The sequence below is a fragment of the Lunatibacter salilacus genome (assembly GCF_009797935.1).
GTDB classification, from domain to species: domain Bacteria; phylum Bacteroidota; class Bacteroidia; order Cytophagales; family Cyclobacteriaceae; genus Lunatibacter; species Lunatibacter salilacus.
The window spans coordinates 44,446-62,013 of the sequence record NZ_VOLC01000014.1 but is presented as its reverse complement, the minus strand read 5'-3'; the positions used below and the strand labels follow the sequence as shown (position 1 = coordinate 62,013).

General features: G+C 42.0%; 16 protein-coding genes. 9 read left to right on the top strand and 7 right to left on the bottom strand.

The window, feature by feature from the left end:
• The first annotated feature begins 141 nt into the window (after positions 1 to 141).
• Positions 142 to 741: a hypothetical protein gene (locus FQ608_RS18125; RefSeq protein WP_158859902.1), complete on the top strand. Its 600-nt coding sequence runs from the start codon at positions 142 to 144 to the stop codon at positions 739 to 741.
• Positions 742 to 931: 190 nt separating this feature from the next.
• Here FQ608_RS18125 and FQ608_RS18120 read toward each other — a convergent pair whose 3' ends face one another.
• The 4 genes from FQ608_RS18120 to FQ608_RS18105 all read right to left on the bottom strand — a co-directional run bounded on the left by FQ608_RS18120 (position 932) and on the right by FQ608_RS18105 (position 5,556).
• On the bottom strand, positions 932 to 2,401 hold the full coding sequence (locus FQ608_RS18120; RefSeq protein ID WP_158859901.1) for a Gfo/Idh/MocA family protein: 1,470 nt from the start codon (positions 2,399 to 2,401) through the stop codon (positions 932 to 934).
• 113 nt (positions 2,402 to 2,514) lie between these two features.
• The gene (locus tag FQ608_RS18115) at positions 2,515 to 2,835 is read right to left on the bottom strand and encodes an antibiotic biosynthesis monooxygenase family protein (protein WP_158859900.1); all 321 of its coding nucleotides are present in this window, start codon (positions 2,833 to 2,835) and stop codon (positions 2,515 to 2,517) included.
• 413 nt (positions 2,836 to 3,248) lie between these two features.
• Entirely contained in the window at positions 3,249 to 3,791 is a 543-nt protein-coding gene (hslV, locus tag FQ608_RS18110; protein WP_158859899.1) for an ATP-dependent protease subunit HslV, read from the bottom strand.
• 94 nt (positions 3,792 to 3,885) lie between these two features.
• Positions 3,886 to 5,556 carry a pyruvate dehydrogenase complex dihydrolipoamide acetyltransferase gene (locus tag FQ608_RS18105; protein ID WP_158859898.1) on the bottom strand — a complete coding sequence of 557 codons (1,671 nt, stop codon included), beginning with the start codon at positions 5,554 to 5,556 and terminating at the stop codon, positions 3,886 to 3,888.
• A 122-nt stretch (positions 5,557 to 5,678) separates the two neighbouring features.
• Between FQ608_RS18105 and FQ608_RS18100 the strand changes: the two genes are divergently transcribed.
• From FQ608_RS18100 to FQ608_RS18090, 3 genes are read left to right on the top strand one after another with little or no spacing between them, the layout of a single operon-like run.
• Entirely contained in the window at positions 5,679 to 6,638 is a 960-nt protein-coding gene (locus FQ608_RS18100; protein WP_158859897.1) for a YheT family hydrolase, read from the top strand.
• A gap of 31 nt (positions 6,639 to 6,669) precedes the next feature.
• Positions 6,670 to 7,368, top strand: coding sequence for an SOS response-associated peptidase (locus tag FQ608_RS18095; protein ID WP_158859896.1), 699 nt, complete (start codon positions 6,670 to 6,672; stop codon positions 7,366 to 7,368).
• Between the two features lie 32 nt (positions 7,369 to 7,400).
• Positions 7,401 to 8,267 carry an MBL fold metallo-hydrolase gene (locus FQ608_RS18090; protein ID WP_234364265.1) on the top strand — a complete coding sequence of 289 codons (867 nt, stop codon included), beginning with the start codon at positions 7,401 to 7,403 and terminating at the stop codon, positions 8,265 to 8,267.
• A gap of 196 nt (positions 8,268 to 8,463) precedes the next feature.
• Here the strand turns inward: FQ608_RS18090 and FQ608_RS18085 are convergent, their stop codons facing one another.
• Entirely contained in the window at positions 8,464 to 9,165 is a 702-nt protein-coding gene (locus FQ608_RS18085; protein WP_158859894.1) for a T9SS type A sorting domain-containing protein, read from the bottom strand.
• Positions 9,166 to 9,663: 498 nt separating this feature from the next.
• Here FQ608_RS18085 and FQ608_RS18080 point away from each other — a divergent pair, with 498 nt between their 5' ends.
• The 5 genes from FQ608_RS18080 to FQ608_RS18060 all read left to right on the top strand — a co-directional run bounded on the left by FQ608_RS18080 (position 9,664) and on the right by FQ608_RS18060 (position 15,009).
• Positions 9,664 to 10,662 carry a 3-oxoacyl-ACP synthase III family protein gene (locus FQ608_RS18080; protein ID WP_158859893.1) on the top strand — a complete coding sequence of 333 codons (999 nt, stop codon included), beginning with the start codon at positions 9,664 to 9,666 and terminating at the stop codon, positions 10,660 to 10,662.
• Positions 10,663 to 10,683: 21 nt separating this feature from the next.
• Positions 10,684 to 11,271, top strand: a complete 588-nt coding sequence (locus FQ608_RS18075) for a hypothetical protein (protein ID WP_158859892.1) — start codon at positions 10,684 to 10,686, stop codon at positions 11,269 to 11,271.
• Positions 11,272 to 11,434: 163 nt separating this feature from the next.
• Complete coding sequence (locus tag FQ608_RS18070; protein WP_158859891.1) at positions 11,435 to 13,018, top strand: toxin-antitoxin system YwqK family antitoxin; 1,584 nt, start codon at positions 11,435 to 11,437, stop codon at positions 13,016 to 13,018.
• Between the two features lie 47 nt (positions 13,019 to 13,065).
• On the top strand, positions 13,066 to 13,230 hold the full coding sequence (locus FQ608_RS18065; RefSeq protein ID WP_158860005.1) for a Lacal_2735 family protein: 165 nt from the start codon (positions 13,066 to 13,068) through the stop codon (positions 13,228 to 13,230).
• Positions 13,231 to 13,404: 174 nt separating this feature from the next.
• Positions 13,405 to 15,009, top strand: a complete 1,605-nt coding sequence (locus FQ608_RS18060) for a DUF6600 domain-containing protein (RefSeq protein WP_158859890.1) — start codon at positions 13,405 to 13,407, stop codon at positions 15,007 to 15,009.
• Positions 15,010 to 15,102: 93 nt separating this feature from the next.
• Here the strand turns inward: FQ608_RS18060 and FQ608_RS18055 are convergent, their stop codons facing one another.
• Together FQ608_RS18055 and FQ608_RS18050 are read right to left on the bottom strand one after the other, a co-directional pair.
• On the bottom strand, positions 15,103 to 16,890 hold the full coding sequence (locus FQ608_RS18055) for a glycoside hydrolase family 15 protein (RefSeq protein WP_158859889.1): 1,788 nt from the start codon (positions 16,888 to 16,890) through the stop codon (positions 15,103 to 15,105).
• Positions 16,891 to 16,999: 109 nt separating this feature from the next.
• Complete coding sequence (locus FQ608_RS18050) at positions 17,000 to 17,506, bottom strand: UpxY family transcription antiterminator (protein WP_158859888.1); 507 nt, start codon at positions 17,504 to 17,506, stop codon at positions 17,000 to 17,002.
• Positions 17,507 to 17,568: the final 62 nt, after the last annotated feature.

Sequence of the window (17,568 nt, the reverse complement as noted above, 5' to 3'; positions counted from 1 at the left end):
TTTCTTAAAAAGTTTTCTCAATAAAAACAAGATCCCAATTTATTTTATATAAATTTGCTAATAAATCGTTGTAGATATTATGAAGATGATCCAATTTATCGTTCTCATTTTTGATGCTGTTTTAACCAATAAATTATTAGTATGACTGTTTTATATACGGGAAGAGAGCCATTCAATCAGGCTTTTCCGAAGGAGGGATTGACGTGGGAAGAATTTAAAGTATGGAACGGTTTTAGCCAGATGAAAGAACTTTTGTCTTTAGACCAATTCCTTAACCCCGAACTGAACATATTAAAAATGGGAAATAACGATGCCTTTAGCTATCATGAGCAAGGTAAACGCACAGGTTTATTTACCTCTCTGGAATATGTCAAGGGTATTATAGGCGACGGGGAAAACTGCAATTTGTTGGCGGTTATCAAGGAGCCAGGCGAGTCTTGTAATGAACTGATATTGGAGGGGTTTGAATTTGCGGGATACGACCTTCTTGACACCGGATATGGATATAGTGCGCTATCTAATTTAGGGAGTATTTTAGGCCCGGTAACAGCCGAGGATCTTAATGAATATGGACTAATTCAAAATTTTTCTGATGTCAAAGCTTTACAGGCTAAAATTTGCAATGGTTACCGTGGGTTGCAACAAGCTGAAACCTATATTATGGCCGTCTGGAGACATAAGAAAATAGGTAGGGGATCTAGTGAGTTGATAAAGAAAGAATTAGAAGAAATGGCATGCTAATTATTACTAGAACCAAATGAGATACATATCGACTCTGAGATCGGTTGGTTTCGGATTACAGTCTATGAAAATAGGTTCAACAAATTGACATATTTCTGGATCTAACTGTGATGTAATAGATTGCCAAAGGTTGATTTACATAAGAGACTGAAAAATAAAAAAGGAAAGCCTTGGCTTTCCTTTTTTTGTTTTACATTTTAGGCAGTTCAAAACCCGCCGGATATTCCCGTTTTACAAATTCATTGGCCGGGTCGAAATTAGTAACCTTCATGTTCGTTCCATCCCACAGCAATTTAATATCCCTACCAGGGTAGTTGTATCCTTTTCCATCTGCTTTTTCAGTACGATAATCGTAGCTTCGGATCGCCAAGTTACCCATCAGTACAGTCTCAGTCAATGGACCGGCAATGGAAAAAGGAGAGCTTAATTCCTTAAATTCCTGACTGCCATGACCTGCGATGCAAGCATTGACCCATTGGGCATAGTGCCCTCCAATAGCGTCAGGAACCCGAGGGAGGGTAGCCGGCACACTAATGCTTTCGTTCAGACTGATAGGTAACAACCTTGGATTAATGCCGTATGTGTCACACATCATTTTACCGCGAGTTCCTTCGATGATTACTCCATTTCCACCATCACCCATTTGTTCATTTGCTCCGAGTTCGTCAGGTCTTGACGGCTTGATGCCACCGTCCATCCAATGAAAATCCAAGTTTCTTCCACTAGGTCTTTTGAATTTTAAGGTAATGTGTGAAGAAGGGGGGCAACTCTCCGGGAAATATCCGCGAGTAAACTCCCCGGTAAAAACTGATCCAACACTACATTCGGCTTCCGTAGGATAGCCCAAATCCAGGACCCTGTATGCGGGTTCCATAATGTGGCAGGCCATGTCTCCCAATGCGCCCGTTCCGTAATCCCACCAGCCTCTCCAGTTGAAGGGGTGTATATTTTCAGTAAATGGCTTTTTCGGAGCTGTCCCCAACCATAAATTCCAGTCCAAGGTTTTTGGGGCTTTTTTCGCCGAGCTCGCAGGCCAAGGAACGCCCTGAGGCCAAACTGGCCGATCCGTCCAGCACCATACACTGGTTGCCTCTCCAATTAGACCCGCAGCGTACCATTCCCGCATTATACGGACACCGTCACCCGATGATCCCTGATTCCCCATCTGGGTGACAACTTTGTATTTTTCTGCCGCCTGAGTAAGGATACGGGCTTCGTAGATGTCGTGTGTAAGAGGTTTTTGGACATAAACGTGTTTACCCAACTGCATGGCCGCTAAAGCCTGTACAGCATGATTGTGATCAGCGGTGGATACAGAAACGGCATCAAATGAAGCATGATCTTTTTCCAACATCTCCCGATAGTCCCTAAAGTACTTTGCTTTAGGGTAATCAGCGACACTTCTAGCTGCTCTTTCATCATCCACATCACATAAGGCCACGATCTCCGCATTTCCACTTTGGAAAAAACTTCTGATATCACTGTATCCCTTACCACCTACACCGATTCCTGCAATGTTCAATTTGTCACTCGGGGCTTTGAAGCCAGGCCCTCCCAATACATGTCTTGGGACAATATAAAATCCCGCTATTGCGGTAGCCGAAGTTTTCAAAAAGGACCTGCGGGCATTGTCCTTTTCGGGTGAATTGTTTGCTTTCATTCGTATTTGTTAAGTTGTATAATTTATCGGTATCAATTTTCTAAACTATTAAAATAATAAGTAATAAATCAAAAATAGTTGATTTATGGTATTTAGCAGGGATTAGGATGTCATCAGGTGTTTGGGAAACCATATTCCCTTTCTACCAAGCACACACGTATCCGGTAAGAGGCATACCACTGTTCTTTTCCCTTTTCCTGGGCAATGCGGTGTGCAAGTTGATTTTTCCATCCTTCAATGGCTTCCAGACTTTCCCAATAGCTGACCGTTATCCCCAATTCCGACCGGGCAGATTCATGTCCCAAATAGCCCGGTTGATTTATTACCAGCTTTTCCATGTAATGGGCCATTTCCGCATAACCTGAATCTTTATCGGTTTTTACACTAGTGAAAATTACCGCATAGTAAGGAGGGGAGGGAGTAAACGCAATCATCTTGGTAAGGTAAATAAATCAACACAGGCAATCAAGGACTCCTGCCGTTTTTTTGGGAAGAATATTAAGTGGGTGAAATTGTCCGAATTTCATTTAGTGTATGTCCATAAATGAACACACCTTACAAGCTGCACCTATATTTAACTGCTCCATGGAGGCCAATTACGTGTTTTCTAAAAAAAAATGATTTGGCATATTCTTGGGTATACAGTGCTATATATCTACTCAAAAAAAAATCTCTACAATTAAGGCTAACTATGAAAACGGAAGCAAATCAAAAATCAAAAACATGGATTTTTTCCATACCTAATCTTCAGGAAGGAGAGGTGAATTCTGGAAAAATTGAGATAACCAATTAAAAACCGACTATATATATTCCAAAGACAGGGGAAAGTTTCCCCTGTTTTTTTTTGTTACATGGCCACTTTCTCTATAATGATATTATGGTTGGTATAAATGCAAATATCCGCGGCGATATTCAGGCTTTCTCTGACCATCTCTTCCGCAGTAAGATGAGGGGCATATTTTTTCAACGCCCGTGCGGCTGCCTGCGCATACATACTTCCGGAGCCGATCGATGCTATAGCCAAATCCGGCTCGATTACATCGCCTGTGCCCGATATAATCAGAATGTCCTCAGCATCAGCAACCACCATCATAGCCTCCAATTTGCTGAGCATGCGGTCCGTCCGCCATTCCTTCGCCAATTCTACAGCGGCACGCTTCATGTTATTACCGTAGGCATCCAGTTTCTCCTCAAATTTTTCCAACAGCGTAAATGCATCCGCCGTAGATCCGGCGAAACCGGTAACAATTTTCCCCCCCTGAAGTTTTCGAATTTTATTGACACTGCTTTTGGCTATTGTGTTGCCAAGGGTGGCTTGCCCGTCGGCGCCTATAACTACCTGGCCACCGTGCTTGACGGCTACCACGGTAGTGGATTTTAATTTTTCCATGAAAATATCTTTGATTCGTTCATTTCAAATACTGTACTTAAAGCAAAAAGTCCTAAAAAATAGGACTTTTTGACATGATTAACAATTGGAGACCTTAGATCAGTAACCTTACGGGATCTTCCAATAGATTCTTAAGACTGAGAAGGAAAGCAGAGCCCACAGCTCCATCTACGACTCGGTGGTCACAGGAGAGTGTCACTTTCATGATATTTCCCACTTTCATTTCGCCATTCTTCACGACTACCGTTTCTTTTATACCTCCTACGGCCAGGATGCAGGCATCTGGCGGATTTATAATCGCTGTAAACTCATCGATGCCAAACATTCCCAAGTTGGAAATGGTAAAGGTATTGCCTTCCCAATCCTTGGGCTGGAGTTCTTTTTTCTTTGCTTTTCCAGCAAGGGATTTGGCTTCGTTGGAGATTTGTGAAAGGGATTTGGCATCTGCAAATCTTATGACGGGTACCAGCAGGCCTTCATCAACGGCGACGGCCATCCCGATGTGTACGTGATCATTAAACCTTATTTTGTCTCCAAGCCAGGAAGAGTTTGCTTTCGGATTTTGCTTTAAAGCTACTGCGGAAGCTTTGATGACCAGGTCGTTGAACGATATTTTGACAGGGGCTACTTCGTTCATGCTTTTTCTCGCTTCTATCGCCTTGTCCATGTTGATTTCCATGGTAAGATAAAAATGAGGCGCGGAGAATTTACTTTCCGCCAAGCGCTTGGCGATCACTTTCCGCATCTGAGAAACTTTCTCCTCCCTAAAGGATTCCTGTCCTAAGCCAACTCCGGTGGCTGTAGCTGCTGAAGCGTCGGTTTTTGCCTCCGCTGGACTGAAGCTTTCAATATCTTTTTTGACTATTCGGCCGTGGTCACCGGAACCGGAAACCTGGGCGATATCAATTCCTTTTTCTTGGGCTATCTTTTTTGCTAACGGAGAGGCCTTTATACGGTCTCCCTCAGCTGTAGAGGTTGTCTTAGGCGTATTTTTTTGCTGCTCACCTTTGTCTTCAGCGTCTTTTTCCGTAGATTTTTCCGCTTTTTCGGGAGCTGCTGATTTTTCCTCTTCGCCGCTGCCTTTTTGTTTGTGCGCTTTTAGTAAAGCCTCAAAATCCGCACCTTTTTCTCCAATGATCGCAATTACACCGTCAACTTCAATAGCGTCACCTTCTTCTACTCCAATAAACAGCAAATTGCCATCTTCATAGGATTCCAGTTCCATAGTTGCCTTATCGGTCTCCACTTCAGCCAAGATATCACCTGATTTGACATCATCTCCCACTTTTTTAAGCCAGGCAGCAATTGTTCCCTCCTGCATGGTATCACTCATTTTTGGCATGGTGATTACTGTGGCGGCTATTCCGGAGACATCGATTTTTTCCTCGGATTTTTCTTTATCAGGAGATGGCTTATCCTTTGACTCCTCCTCTTTCTTAGGTTCTTCCTCTTTTTTAGCGTTTTCCGGTTTCGAACCTCCGTCACCGCCGCTTTTAAGATCCTTTAAAATTTCATCTATGTTTTCGCCCTTTTCACCCAAGATGGCAATGACACCATTTACCGGCACGGAGTCTTTTTCCTCTACTCCTATGTGAAGCAAAATTCCCTCTTCGTAGGATTCCAATTCCATGGTAGCTTTATCGGTCTCCACTTCTGCCAGAATATCTCCCGGTTTGATATCATCACCTACTTTCTTCAACCATTGTGCGATGACCCCTTCTTCCATGGTATCGCTCATTTTGGGCATTCGTATTATCTCGGCCATATGTTAAATTATTCGAATTCTAAATTTCCGCAATCCAAAAATAGTTCTTAAAATATGTTTATTCAAATTTAATAATAGTATTTTCACGTCGGCACACAAACTAGGGTCTGCAAATTAATGAAATGCCAGTTATAAAAAATCAAAATTATGTTCATCCATTTCTCATGTTCAATGGGCACATTCAAACGATTGTTCCGGCCCTTTTGAGAACGCCGTGTCCATTATCCTTTGATAGAGAAAGGATTACTACCCCGGATGGGGATTTTTTAGATTTGGACTGGCTTAAATCTTCGTCAGAACGGCTTCTTATAATCAGCCACGGTTTGGAGGGTGATAGCAGAAGACCCTACATGGTCGGCATGGCCAATTATTTTTTCTCAAACGGATGGGATGTGCTTTCTTGGAATTTCCGCGGGTGTAGTGGAGAAATGAACCGAAGGCCTATCTTCTACCATTCCGGAGCCACCGATGATCTGGAAACCGTCATCGCACACGCTCACAGTGGATACCGTGAAATATGCCTGATTGGGTTTAGTTTGGGGGGAAATCTTACGCTTAAATATCTCGGAGAAGATCATCCGACAAAGTACAAGGTTAAAAAAGCTGTAGCAATTTCAGTTCCATTAGATCTTTCAGGTTCAAGTAATCAAATAGGCAGAAGAGAAAATTCACTCTATACCAAGCGGTTTTTGAAAACTCTGAAAGAAAAGATTCTTCAAAAATCACGGGTTTTCCCAAAGGAAATCCAAATAAAAACATTGAGCAGCATACGGAGTCTACGGCAATTTGACGACGTCTACACTGGGCCTCTTCATGGCTTTGAGGGAGCGGAGGACTACTATACCCGATGTTCTTCTATAAATTTCCTTTCAAAAATTTCGGCTCGCGTTTTAATATTAAATGCACGGAATGATCCTTTCTTGAGTAGCTCTTGTTATCCGGAAGTACTGGGTGTTCAATTCCCCTACATCTACATGGATTTCCCGGAAAATGGCGGTCATGTCGGTTTTGCCCCAAGAAACCGAAAGGATGTATATTGGTCTGAAAAAAGAGCACTTGAATTTCTCCAATCAGATTATTAACTTATCAAAACTCAATTCTACTGAAGCTACTATGTGCGGAAGATATTCACTGGCAAAAAACAAACTGGAATTGGAAGAACGGTTTCAAGCTGAAATGTTAGAACCTTTCCAGCCGAGGTATAATATTGCGCCGACCCAACTTGTACCTGTAATCACGGCAGAAAGTCCACATGGTTTTTCCCACTTTTATTGGGGAATTACGCCGGATTTTGCCAAAAACAAACCTGTTTCCCAGAAATTTATAAATGCCCGGTCGGAAACGATCAATGAAAAAGTTTCATTTAAGGCATCTTTTCAACGAAAACGTTGTCTTGTCCCTGCTGATGGGTTTTTTGAATGGAAACGGGTGGGCAAAAAGACAAAAACCCCGTATCGGTTCACCCTCTTGGACGGGGGGCTGTTTGCCATGGCGGGGATTTGGGATGAATATGAGACGACTGAAGGAGATGTAAAACATACATTTCTAATTTTGACTACCACACCAAATGAATTATTGACGGATGTCCACGACAGGATGCCTGTGATAATAGATAAAAATATGGAAACCGCTTGGTTGAACGATTCCACTTCCGAGGAGGAGTTGCTGGCCATGTTGAAGCCTTATCCGGACAGTGCCATGCTTAGCTACACTGTCTCTCCCCTTGTCAACCAAGTAGGGAATGATACGCCCTTCGTCATTCGTAAGACCCTTCCTATGGATCAGTTTGGAAATTATACTCTCTTTGGCTAATGCGACAATACCAAATAATCGATTTGGAGTTTATGAACTCCAAACAAACCATTGGCTGCTTTTTAATACCTTCCGAATCGGGCGTTGTGCTTGTTGAATGTGGCCCGGAAAGTACATTTCCAATGTTGAAGAAGGGCATAGAGGACGTAGGCTATTCGTTGGACCAAGTCAGGCACGTGTTGCTGACCCATATTCATTTTGACCATGCCGGTGCTGCATGGAAACTGGCCAACGAAGGAGCGAAGATTTATGTACATCCAATAGGACTACCACATTTGGCATCTCCAGAGAAGCTTTGGAATTCCGCAGCCCAGATTTACGGGGAGAATATGGATAAGCTTTGGGGGAAAATGGAATCCATTCCCAAAGAGTTGTTGGTAGCCGTAGAGCATGAAGAAGTACTTGACCTAGACGGACTTCGGGTAAAGGCTTGGCATACTCCAGGTCATGCCGTTCATCACATCGCCTGGGAGATAGGTGAATTGCTGTTCACCGGAGATGTAGCGGGAGTCAAAATTGCAGAAGGACCAGTAGTACCCCCATGTCCCCCTCCGGATATCAACATAGAAGAATGGAAACGCTCTATAAATCTTATAAAAACTATCAATCCACAAAAAATGGTGCTAACCCATTTTGGTGAGATTTCTTTGGTTCATGATCACCTTCAAGCGCTGGAGGAAATGTTGGACGACTGGTCATATTGGATGAAACCTAAGTTCGATATGGGCTTAGACCCCCAAGAGATCATCCCTGAATTTATGGCCTATACCACCCAACAAATGCTGTCTTTGAATGTGTCTGATGAAACAAGAAATCTATATGAATTTGCTAATCCCAGTTGGATGTCCGTAGCCGGTCTGATGAGATATTGGAAATTGAAGTCTCAAGGCAGAATTTAAACCCGGAATAGGCATATAATTTCTGCTGCGGACCTAAAACGCTTTAAAATCAGCGGCGTCGCTTCACTTTTCGAATTTACCGTAGGGATGACTACGTCTACCTCTATAAAGTTACTGATTTTCTTGGGTTTGTGCAGCCTGTCCTGACTTAGTCGGGACAGGCTGCACAAATCCAACTACATGATCCGGGTTAAACCTATTTTTTTATCAGAACCCTTATAGGCTTTAATGCAATATTGCTACCAATAATTCGCAACGAGTAGGTGCCTGGCGAAATGTTTTCCGTGCTTATTTTTATCAAACCTGCTTCAGCAAAATTGGTTTCTGGTATCCAGTCTTTAACAACAGTTCCAGTCATATCATGAAGTAAAATTTGATTCACGTCTATGGTGCCAGGAAGATAAATAGCTATCCAATCTATGGCTGGGTTCGGGAATACCCGTATAACCCGTGCGTTGTCTACCACTTCTGAATCTTCGAAAAATTGGCTTTCTGAGTCCATTTCCCGATACCCCCTCATTTCCCGGTACCCTCTGGCTTTGCCTCCCCCACGCATCTGAGCTCCAAATTCGCCATTTTTTTGTGGATTTTCAGTCATATTGGTGGTTTTGGCCAGCGCATGGAGGGTTTCTTGTTTTATGGAAAGATCGAGATGTTTGGTATAAATCTCGTTTTTTCTGCTAACAATATTGGATGAATTAATAGGTGAAAGAACAGCTCTATTTATCCGAAAAACAGTATCTTCTACCTTGCGGATAGGCTCTGTTTCAAGAGAATGATTAAAGGTACGTTGGGTTTTCATCCATGTAAGCATTTCTCCTTTAGCGAACCCAAATGTCGCCATGAAAAGCAGGCACATAAGAGCGGATGAAATTTTGAAGTAGCTAGATGAGTTCATAGATCTATTAGAGATATAGGGATTTAATTAAAATTAAATTATTTGGACAAAAACGAAAAACAAATAGCATTTTTTGTATTTTGATATTTAGAATATAAATAAATGCAATTTGTACTATTCAATTAACCTTTCCGTCAAGTTATAACAATAGCTTAAATAGTTACCAATTAATCAAATAAGCAAATGAATGTTTATTTTTTTTTAATCAGCCGTAAAAGTAATTATGGTGTTTTTGGCTAAAAACGATTTTTTTTGCACTTTCCATAATTGGAATGACAACAAAATGTTTTCAAAAAAATTATATTTTTCACGATATAGTTCAGCAAGTTTTATTCCACAACGGGTTCCGAACCTACAATCATCCGCTTGATGACAATGGGATGGTTGAATTTTGTTTCAATTGTAATCGGGACAGTCAATTAATGTCCAAACTTGTATTCTCCCGATAATATAGGATATTTGTTGTAAGTACGTCAAGTTTTTGAATTAACATCACCTATGAAGACATCCAGAATAACGGGAGCAGGACATTACCTGCCTGACAGGATCGTAACCAACGATGATTTGGCTCAAATGATGGACACGAATCACGATTGGATTGTGGAACGAACCGGAATTGAGGAACGTCGATGGTTTACTCCTGGAAAAGATACGATAACCAGCATGGCTGTTGAGGCCGCAAAAATGGCTATTGAGCGGGCAGGAATAAAAACCCTGGAAATTGATTTTATCATTTTCGCAACCATCACCCCAGATTACTTTATACCTGGAAATGGTGTTCTTTTACAGCGGGAGTTGGGACTTCAGGGTATCGGTGCGTTGGATATACGAAATGCCTGTTCCGGTTTCATCTATGCACTTTCTGTGGCGGACCAATACATCAAGACGGGGATGTATAAGGCAATTCTCGTAGTTGGTGCTGAGATCCAGTCCTCCGCGTTGGATAAAAGTAATGAAGGTAGGTCCAGTGCGGTCATTTTTGCTGATGGTGCGGGAGCCGTTATAATGCAGCCGACAGATTCACCGGGCAGAGGTGTTCTTTCTACGCATTTACATGCAGACGGAGATTTCGCTGAGGAACTCTACGTGAAAGACCCGGGAAGCAGCAGGGAAGTCCGGATTTCTCAAGAAATGATTGAGGAGGGAGGGTTTAACCTGCACATGAACGGTAATACTGTTTTTAAACATGCAATAGTCCGCTTTCACGAGGTTATCTTGGAGGCTTTACAGGCGAACAAGAAAGACATCGCGGATATTGATTTATTGATTCCACATCAGGCAAATTTGAGAATTAGCCAATTTATTCAACAGAAATTGCAACTTCCAGATGAAAAGGTCTTTAACAACATTATGAAGTACGGAAACACCACTGCGGCAACAATTCCGATAGCAATTAGCGAGGCAATGGAGCTGGGTAGGATTAAGGAGGGAGATTTAATATGCCTGGCTGCCTTTGGTAGCGGATTTGCCTGGGGATCGGCATTAATTCAATGGTAGGCGTATAAAATCACAAACAGCATGGATTCTTTCCAAAAGGCATTATTTATCTACAGAAATAAAGAGTTATTTGAGGAAATCCATGAGGCAAAAAAAGCCTTTATTGGTATGTTGGAGAACATTTCCAATATTATCGTTCTAGACGATCTTAAGGAAGTCCACCCTAATCATAAAGGGACAAAAATTAGCAAAGGAAATGAACTGGAGCATTGTCCCTACCAAGTTTTAGACATTATCCGCGACTTCGACCCTGAAACAGGCCTGAATATCAGATTACTTCATTGGTGGGGAAAAGGTATGTTTCTTTTTGTTTTAATAAGTAAAAGTTTTTTTGATGGTAAGCAATTAGAGAATTTTCTCAAGGATAGAAGTCTTGACGGATTTTTTATTTCAATAGCTTCCTCGCCATTTTCATATAAGCAAATAGTGGGAGATTATGAATTTAATAAAATACCTTCTGCGGACTCGGTACCAAACAATTCATTGTTGGGGAGGTTTCAGTTAGTAAAAAAAGTCCCCTTTGGCGTTGATTTTACTGAAACCGAGGAAATTCTTTTTTCAGAACTGAAACGGATTTTATCTGCGCTTCGAAAGATTAAAGGTGAATAGTACTAAAGAGATCGTGGGTCTTTGTATTTCAAGGGTTGGCGCTTTCTTTTCACTGGTTTTAAAATATCGTGAAAAACTGTACTTTTTTTGCATGATAAAAGTTAAATTGGAACCAAGTTTGCAGTCTTACCGTAAGATTTAAAAGCATCCACCAAAAAACTCTATGAAATATCTTTTTGCAGTTGGTTTGAGTTTGGTTTTCTTGTCGAATAGCCTAGCCCAAGGTCAAGCAGTCAACATATATAATAAGGACTCCACCCTTATGGGCTCAGGAGTGATGATCAACAGTAAAATGGATGGCTTGTGGAAATTCACCAACCCCAAGACAAATAGTCTTATTCAGCAGGGGAATTTTCAGAATGGCCTAAAAGACGGTCAATGGGCAACCTACCATAGTAACAATAGGCGGCATATTGTCGCCGATTATAAAAATAATCGGCTTAATGGCGCTTATATGGAGTTCGACAGAGACGGCGCTTTGATAAAAGAGGGAGTTTTTCAAGACAGTTTGTTGGTAGGTCCATATAGGGAGTTTTATGGTACGACTGGCAGGAATTCCTATGTAGATCCCAAGCAAGTGAAAACTGAGGGGAGGTATGTGGAAGGAAAGAAGGATGGTGAATGGCTTACATACTACGAAAATGGTCAGATTGCTGTCAAACAGACATTTGTTAGAGATGTCAAGGAAGGCCCTTATTTGGAATATACTCCTTTTGGAGAATTGGCTGTACAGACATCCTACGAGAAAAACCGTCCTCACGGAGATTTCAAACGATTTAGTGTCAATAAGCGAGTTTTGGAGGAAGGCAGGTACGAGCAAGGTCGAAAGGTAGGGGAATGGAAAAGCTATTTCCCCGAGACTAATATTCTTGAATCTGAAAAAATGTATGATACCTCTGGAAAAAAGACTGGTACATGGACTTTTTATTATGAAAACCGCCGTACTGCGCGGGTTGAAATGTATGAAAATGATATTTCGGTAGGTACTTGGGAAGAGTTTTTTCCAAATAGAGGGTTATCCAAAAAGATGACTTATGAGGTCGGCGTTCCAGTGGGAGAGTATGAAGAAAATCACAGTAACGGAAAACCGTCCGTTAGAGGCGTGTACGAGAACGGCATGAAATCCGGAATCTGGAGAAGTTATTTTCCGGAGGGAAACCTATATTCCATCGGTGAATATCGGAACGATCAGCGGACTGGACTATGGAAATATTTTAACAAAATTGGCATACTAGTTGCAGAAGGAGAATATAAGCTGGGTAATGAAGACGGACAGTGGTTCTACTACTACGATGGAGGTCAGCTAAAATCAGTAGGAAGTTATTTCTTGGGCCAGGAAGATGGGGTTTGGGGATTGTTCTATGACAATAAGCAACTTACTCAAGAAGAAACTTGGAGGTTCGGAAGACTGCTAAACGTGAGCGAATATAACAATTATACCGGAACCAAGCAATTGAATCCGGGTACGCTTAGTGATGGAAATGGCACCAGAATCACCTATTACATCAATGAAAGTATTGAATCGGAGGGGAATTACAAAGGTGGAAAAGGAGATGGCAACTGGAAATATTTCCATGACAACGGGAAACTGGCATCTGAGGGCCGGATGACTGATGGCAAGAAGGAAGGACCTTGGAAATACTATTCCCGAGCAGGGAACCTTGAGGATATCATTACGTTTAAAAATGATGAAATTGTAGAAGAAGAGGTTCAGCGTGACGATTTGTTATTTCAGAACTTTGATTGATTTTGAACAGAATGATTCTGTGCATGTTTACTAACAAAAAAGGAAAGATGTTCGGATTATTTAAGAAAAAAACTGAAAAGGAGAAACTCAATGAAGCGTACAAAAAGCTTCTTGAAAAGGCTCACATAATGTCCCATTCGGATCGTACCGCAGCGGACAAACTAATGGTAGAAGCAGAAATAATAGCAAAAAAAATTGATTTGCTAGAATAGACACCGTACAGCACCGTCTAATTCAAGAAAGTCGTAAATTTGGTTTTACGGCTTTTTTTAATTTTTTATTCTTTGAATTTAAAATATATAATCTTTTCATTTATATTTTTAGTATTTAGGCAACATTATTGGGTTTGATGCGTAAACAATAATAATTACTAAACCTTAGAAGCTATGAGAACTTTCATAATCAACCGGCTTTCAAACTTCCAATTTGTTGGATGGGTATTTATAAGTATGTTAATATATGGGTCATTAAATCGGGTCGACGCGAGTGTTGCGCCGATGAATGTCTCTTTCCAGGTATTTTATGATGAACTATCACCCTATGGTGACTGGGTAAGTGATCCTACCCACGGGTATGTTTGGATCCCATATGTGGATGCGGGATTTCAGCCTTATCAGACCAATGGGTATTGGGTAAATTCCCGATTTGGAAATACTTGGGTTTCCCTCTATGACTGGGGATGGGCACCTTTTCACTATGGCAGGTGGTTTTTTACCGACTTTTACGGTTGGGCTTGGGTGCCCGGATATGAATGGGCTCCTGCATGGGTTAGTTGGAGAACCGGACGTGGATACTATGGTTGGGCACCACTTTGGCCAAGTATAGGCGTACATGTATCGATTGGTTTTCCGATGCATCATTGGGTCTTTGTTCCCAGAAGGAGGTTTTTGGCGAGAAACATATATAACTATTATATTCCGCAGAGAAATGTCGCTGTGATTTACAACCGAACCACTATAATCAACAATACTTATATATATAATAATAGAACCTACGTGGCAGGACCAAGCAGGACTGAATTACAGCGGGTAACGAGAAGTAACGTTCCTGTATATGAAGTTTCAAATGGAAGAAGACCAGGAAGGACACTAGTTGAAAACAAAAGGGTGCAAATTTATCAACCTCAGTTGGAATCAGCGAATTCACGAAGTAATTCGCAAAGTTCAAGACCTGCTCGGGTTTATACATCGGACGAATATTCTTCTAGAAGAGCTTCCGCTGCGCCAGCCCGAACCAGTGAAACCGCTTCAAGCCAAAGGGCGATTGAGCAATCAGGCAGGCGGTCAGCTACGGTACCTGGAACTACAAATCCACGAACCGTCGACTCTTCGACGAATCAGAACCGAAACTCACTTGGTGCAGCTCAAAGGGCGCAAGATGGGACAACACAGATACCCGAATCAAGAAGGAATGTGGAAAGAAATGCTGCCTCATCCTCTAATTCCCGGATCTCAAATGGTGGAAGAAATGCAGGTACAGCACCTGTATCTGTAGAGGTAGCTCCCCAACAAAGACAAGGTGTAAGCACCACAATGTCACCAAGCAATAGACAGCAGACTGCTCCCAATCGAATTTCCCAGGGGCAAGCTCCGCCTAGTCAGAGGGGAGTGGTTTCAGGGCAACGTCAAGTTACTAGGCCTACAGCGGCTCCAAATCAGCGGAGTGTGAATGAGCCGAGACAGCCACAGGCAAGGCCTCAGGCAGCACCAAGTCAGCGGCAGGTTACAGCGGCACCTAGCAGGCAGTCCGTTAATACTCCGAACCGCAACAGTCAATTAAACACCAATTCGCGCCGACAGACTGCTGCGCCCTCGTCAAGGTCCCAGGTAAATCGGGCTCCAAGTCCTCAATCACGGACATCTGCTCCCAGCGTGAGATCTTCTGGCGGCAGTCAAAGCAGGACGAATGTTCAGGCCCCACGGCAGTCACGGTCTACAAGTGGCGGCACAACTACCAGGTCAGCAACTGGAAACAGTAGAAGAGGCAATTAATTTCGGGTAGGAGCTAGAGCCGTTTTGTGATGCGACATTTAGATTGAACAAACAAATAGAAAGGGGTGTCGGATTTCGACACCCCTTTCTATTTTATGCTAAAAAATCCGGTTTATTTATTTTTTGGCCGATTCGATAGGCTGCGTTCATCAGACCCACATGGCTATAGGTCTGTGGGAAGTTACCCCATTGGCTGCCGGTATGCTGATCTACGTCTTCAGAAAATAGACGAAGATGATTACAGTATTTCGAAAGTGTTTCAAACCCTTCAATGGCTTCATCCAGTCGGTTTACACAGGCTAGTGCTTCAATATACCAAAACGCACAAATTAAAAAGGTCGTTTCCGGTTCTCCAAAATCGTCTGCATGCTTATACCTATAAAACAGGAAATTTTTGGCCAATAAGTCCTTTTCCAGCATGATTAAGTGGTCGTTTGCCCGTTCGATATTGTCGCCAAAATATCCCATGGTAATGAGCTGTAGGGTACTGGCATCCATATTGGTCGTACCGATAGCTTGGGAATAGGCCTTGAGTTCTGGTACGTAACAGGCCTCGATTTTTTCTGTCGCTTTTGCCTTTAGTTCAAGTGCTTTGCTTTTCATCTCCGGGTCTTTAAGTCGGTCTGCAATTTTAATTGCAGAACAGGCCCCTGCCCAGTGAAATAGGAAGGTATAGCAATGCTGCTGTTGGAGATTTCTAAATTCCCATAGGCCGGCATCCTTTTCATCCATAGTGGCTTCGATTTTTGAAAGCAGGTTGTGAATAAATGGCTTGGAGTGGCTTTTTTCAGATTCAATAAACCGTTTGTCCGCATATAGTGGCAGTAGACTGACCAATACCTGCCCATATAGATCATTTTGCACGTGAGTATATGCCTGATTGCCAAACCTTACGGGCTTGTTTTGCATATAGCCGTCTAAATCGACAATTTTTTCTTCCAAAAGAGCTGAACCCGTGATCGAATAAAGGGGTTGATACCTACCTTCGCTATCTGTGGGCAAATTTTGAATATATTCAAAATATCTTTCCAATTCCTCGAAATGTCCAAGATGGTTAAAGACATTGAGCGTATAATAGGTGTCTCTCATCCAACAATACCGATAATCCCAGTTTCTTGTAGATCCCGGGGACTCCGGCAAGCTGCTGGTGGATGAGGCGATGATAGCGCCGGTATCTTCATATTGGTGCATTTTCAAAACCAAGGCAGATCTTACGACCATTATTTGATTGAAATTCGGTATGCTGGTGGATTTAATCCAATCTCTCCAATATTGAATCGTTGATTTTAGAAACCGTTCGATGGTTATTTCTATGGCAGCCTCCAAGGGTCTCCCATAAGTTAAAACCAAATAAATAGGTCTGTTGACCCGAAACGCCTTCTCCTCCAAAATGTAGGCGATGGAGCAGTTAGTAGTTAACCGGATTTCCTGACCCGCGCCAAAATATGAAATATGGTTGCTGCCAGGTGAGGGTTTCAGCATGCGGCTGCCGTACTCAGTAACGGGCTGGCATTTAATTTTTATTTGTGGCTCACCTTTAATAGGTTCAATCTTCCTTACAACCATTAGCGGCTTATAATACCTTTCATAATTATTAAACCTGGGAGCGAAGTCGGTGACGGTGTAGGAATCCCCTGAGGAGGACACTATTTTTGTTTGAAGGACATTGGTGTTTTCTAAGTAGGATTGTTCGGATGTGTATCCGCCATTTTGGGGAAGGATTGTAAATTCACCCCCCTTATTCCTATCCAACATTCCACCGAAAATAAAGTCACTGTCGAACCGTGGAAAGCATAGCCAGCTTATGTTTGTATCTTTTTCGATATGGGCTAAATAGCTACAGTTACCTATTAGGCCACTTTCGTAAAGGTGTTTTTCCATATTAATTTAATTTTAAATTATAAAAGTCATATCTGTAAGGGGGCTAATATATGGATTTACATGCTACAGAAAAACTGCAACGGAAATTAAGCAAATCATCAGCTTCCCATCACTCTTTAATTACTTCCAAGAATTTTCGTGGGACGTTTATCAGCATGTTTTGGTTTATACTTGGAATTCGTATGATAAAATAATCCTGATTGGACTTTTGGACACATTCGCCCTCAAATCCTACCAGTGCACCTCCTAAAATCTTAACTTTTTCTCCTTTTTCAATAGGCTCGTTATTTACTTCAACCGCCACACCGGTATCGATAATTCTTCGGATAGTATCCAATTCTTTTTGTTGAATCGTGGCATGTTCTCCCGAAAAGTTCACGAATTTTACGGCTCCATTGACTTGTAAGGCTTGCCAAAGGTGATCTTTGCTAATATTAACGAACAAATAACCGTTGAAGAGGGGACGTTGTACTTTCTTCTTCCGGTCACTCCACTGCCTTATCTCTTCAATCATTGGAAGATATACCTCAATTTCCTGCTCTTTTAACCGCTGCGCAACTTTTTTTTCTGCCCTTGGAGCGGTGTACATGACGAACCAATTCTTCTTTTCGTTCATTAATTTTGTAGTGATTTGAAGACAAAATTATTCATTACCAACTGATATACCAATCTAAGACA

Coding starts and splice junctions, on each gene's coding strand:
- FQ608_RS18125 (WP_158859902.1), top strand. CDS start 142: ATGACTGTTTTATATACGGGAAGAGAGCCATTCAATCAGGCTTTTCCG.
- FQ608_RS18120 (WP_158859901.1), bottom strand. CDS start 2,401: ATGAAAGCAAACAATTCACCCGAAAAGGACAATGCCCGCAGGTCCTTT.
- FQ608_RS18115 (WP_158859900.1), bottom strand. CDS start 2,835: ATGATTGCGTTTACTCCCTCCCCTCCTTACTATGCGGTAATTTTCACT.
- hslV (WP_158859899.1), bottom strand. CDS start 3,791: ATGGAAAAATTAAAATCCACTACCGTGGTAGCCGTCAAGCACGGTGGC.
- FQ608_RS18105 (WP_158859898.1), bottom strand. CDS start 5,556: ATGGCCGAGATAATACGAATGCCCAAAATGAGCGATACCATGGAAGAA.
- FQ608_RS18100 (WP_158859897.1), top strand. CDS start 5,679: ATGCCAGTTATAAAAAATCAAAATTATGTTCATCCATTTCTCATGTTC.
- FQ608_RS18095 (WP_158859896.1), top strand. CDS start 6,670: ATGTGCGGAAGATATTCACTGGCAAAAAACAAACTGGAATTGGAAGAA.
- FQ608_RS18090 (WP_234364265.1), top strand. CDS start 7,401: ATGAACTCCAAACAAACCATTGGCTGCTTTTTAATACCTTCCGAATCG.
- FQ608_RS18085 (WP_158859894.1), bottom strand. CDS start 9,165: ATGAACTCATCTAGCTACTTCAAAATTTCATCCGCTCTTATGTGCCTG.
- FQ608_RS18080 (WP_158859893.1), top strand. CDS start 9,664: ATGAAGACATCCAGAATAACGGGAGCAGGACATTACCTGCCTGACAGG.
- FQ608_RS18075 (WP_158859892.1), top strand. CDS start 10,684: ATGGATTCTTTCCAAAAGGCATTATTTATCTACAGAAATAAAGAGTTA.
- FQ608_RS18070 (WP_158859891.1), top strand. CDS start 11,435: ATGAAATATCTTTTTGCAGTTGGTTTGAGTTTGGTTTTCTTGTCGAAT.
- FQ608_RS18065 (WP_158860005.1), top strand. CDS start 13,066: ATGTTCGGATTATTTAAGAAAAAAACTGAAAAGGAGAAACTCAATGAA.
- FQ608_RS18060 (WP_158859890.1), top strand. CDS start 13,405: ATGAGAACTTTCATAATCAACCGGCTTTCAAACTTCCAATTTGTTGGA.
- FQ608_RS18055 (WP_158859889.1), bottom strand. CDS start 16,890: ATGGAAAAACACCTTTACGAAAGTGGCCTAATAGGTAACTGTAGCTAT.
- FQ608_RS18050 (WP_158859888.1), bottom strand. CDS start 17,506: ATGAACGAAAAGAAGAATTGGTTCGTCATGTACACCGCTCCAAGGGCA.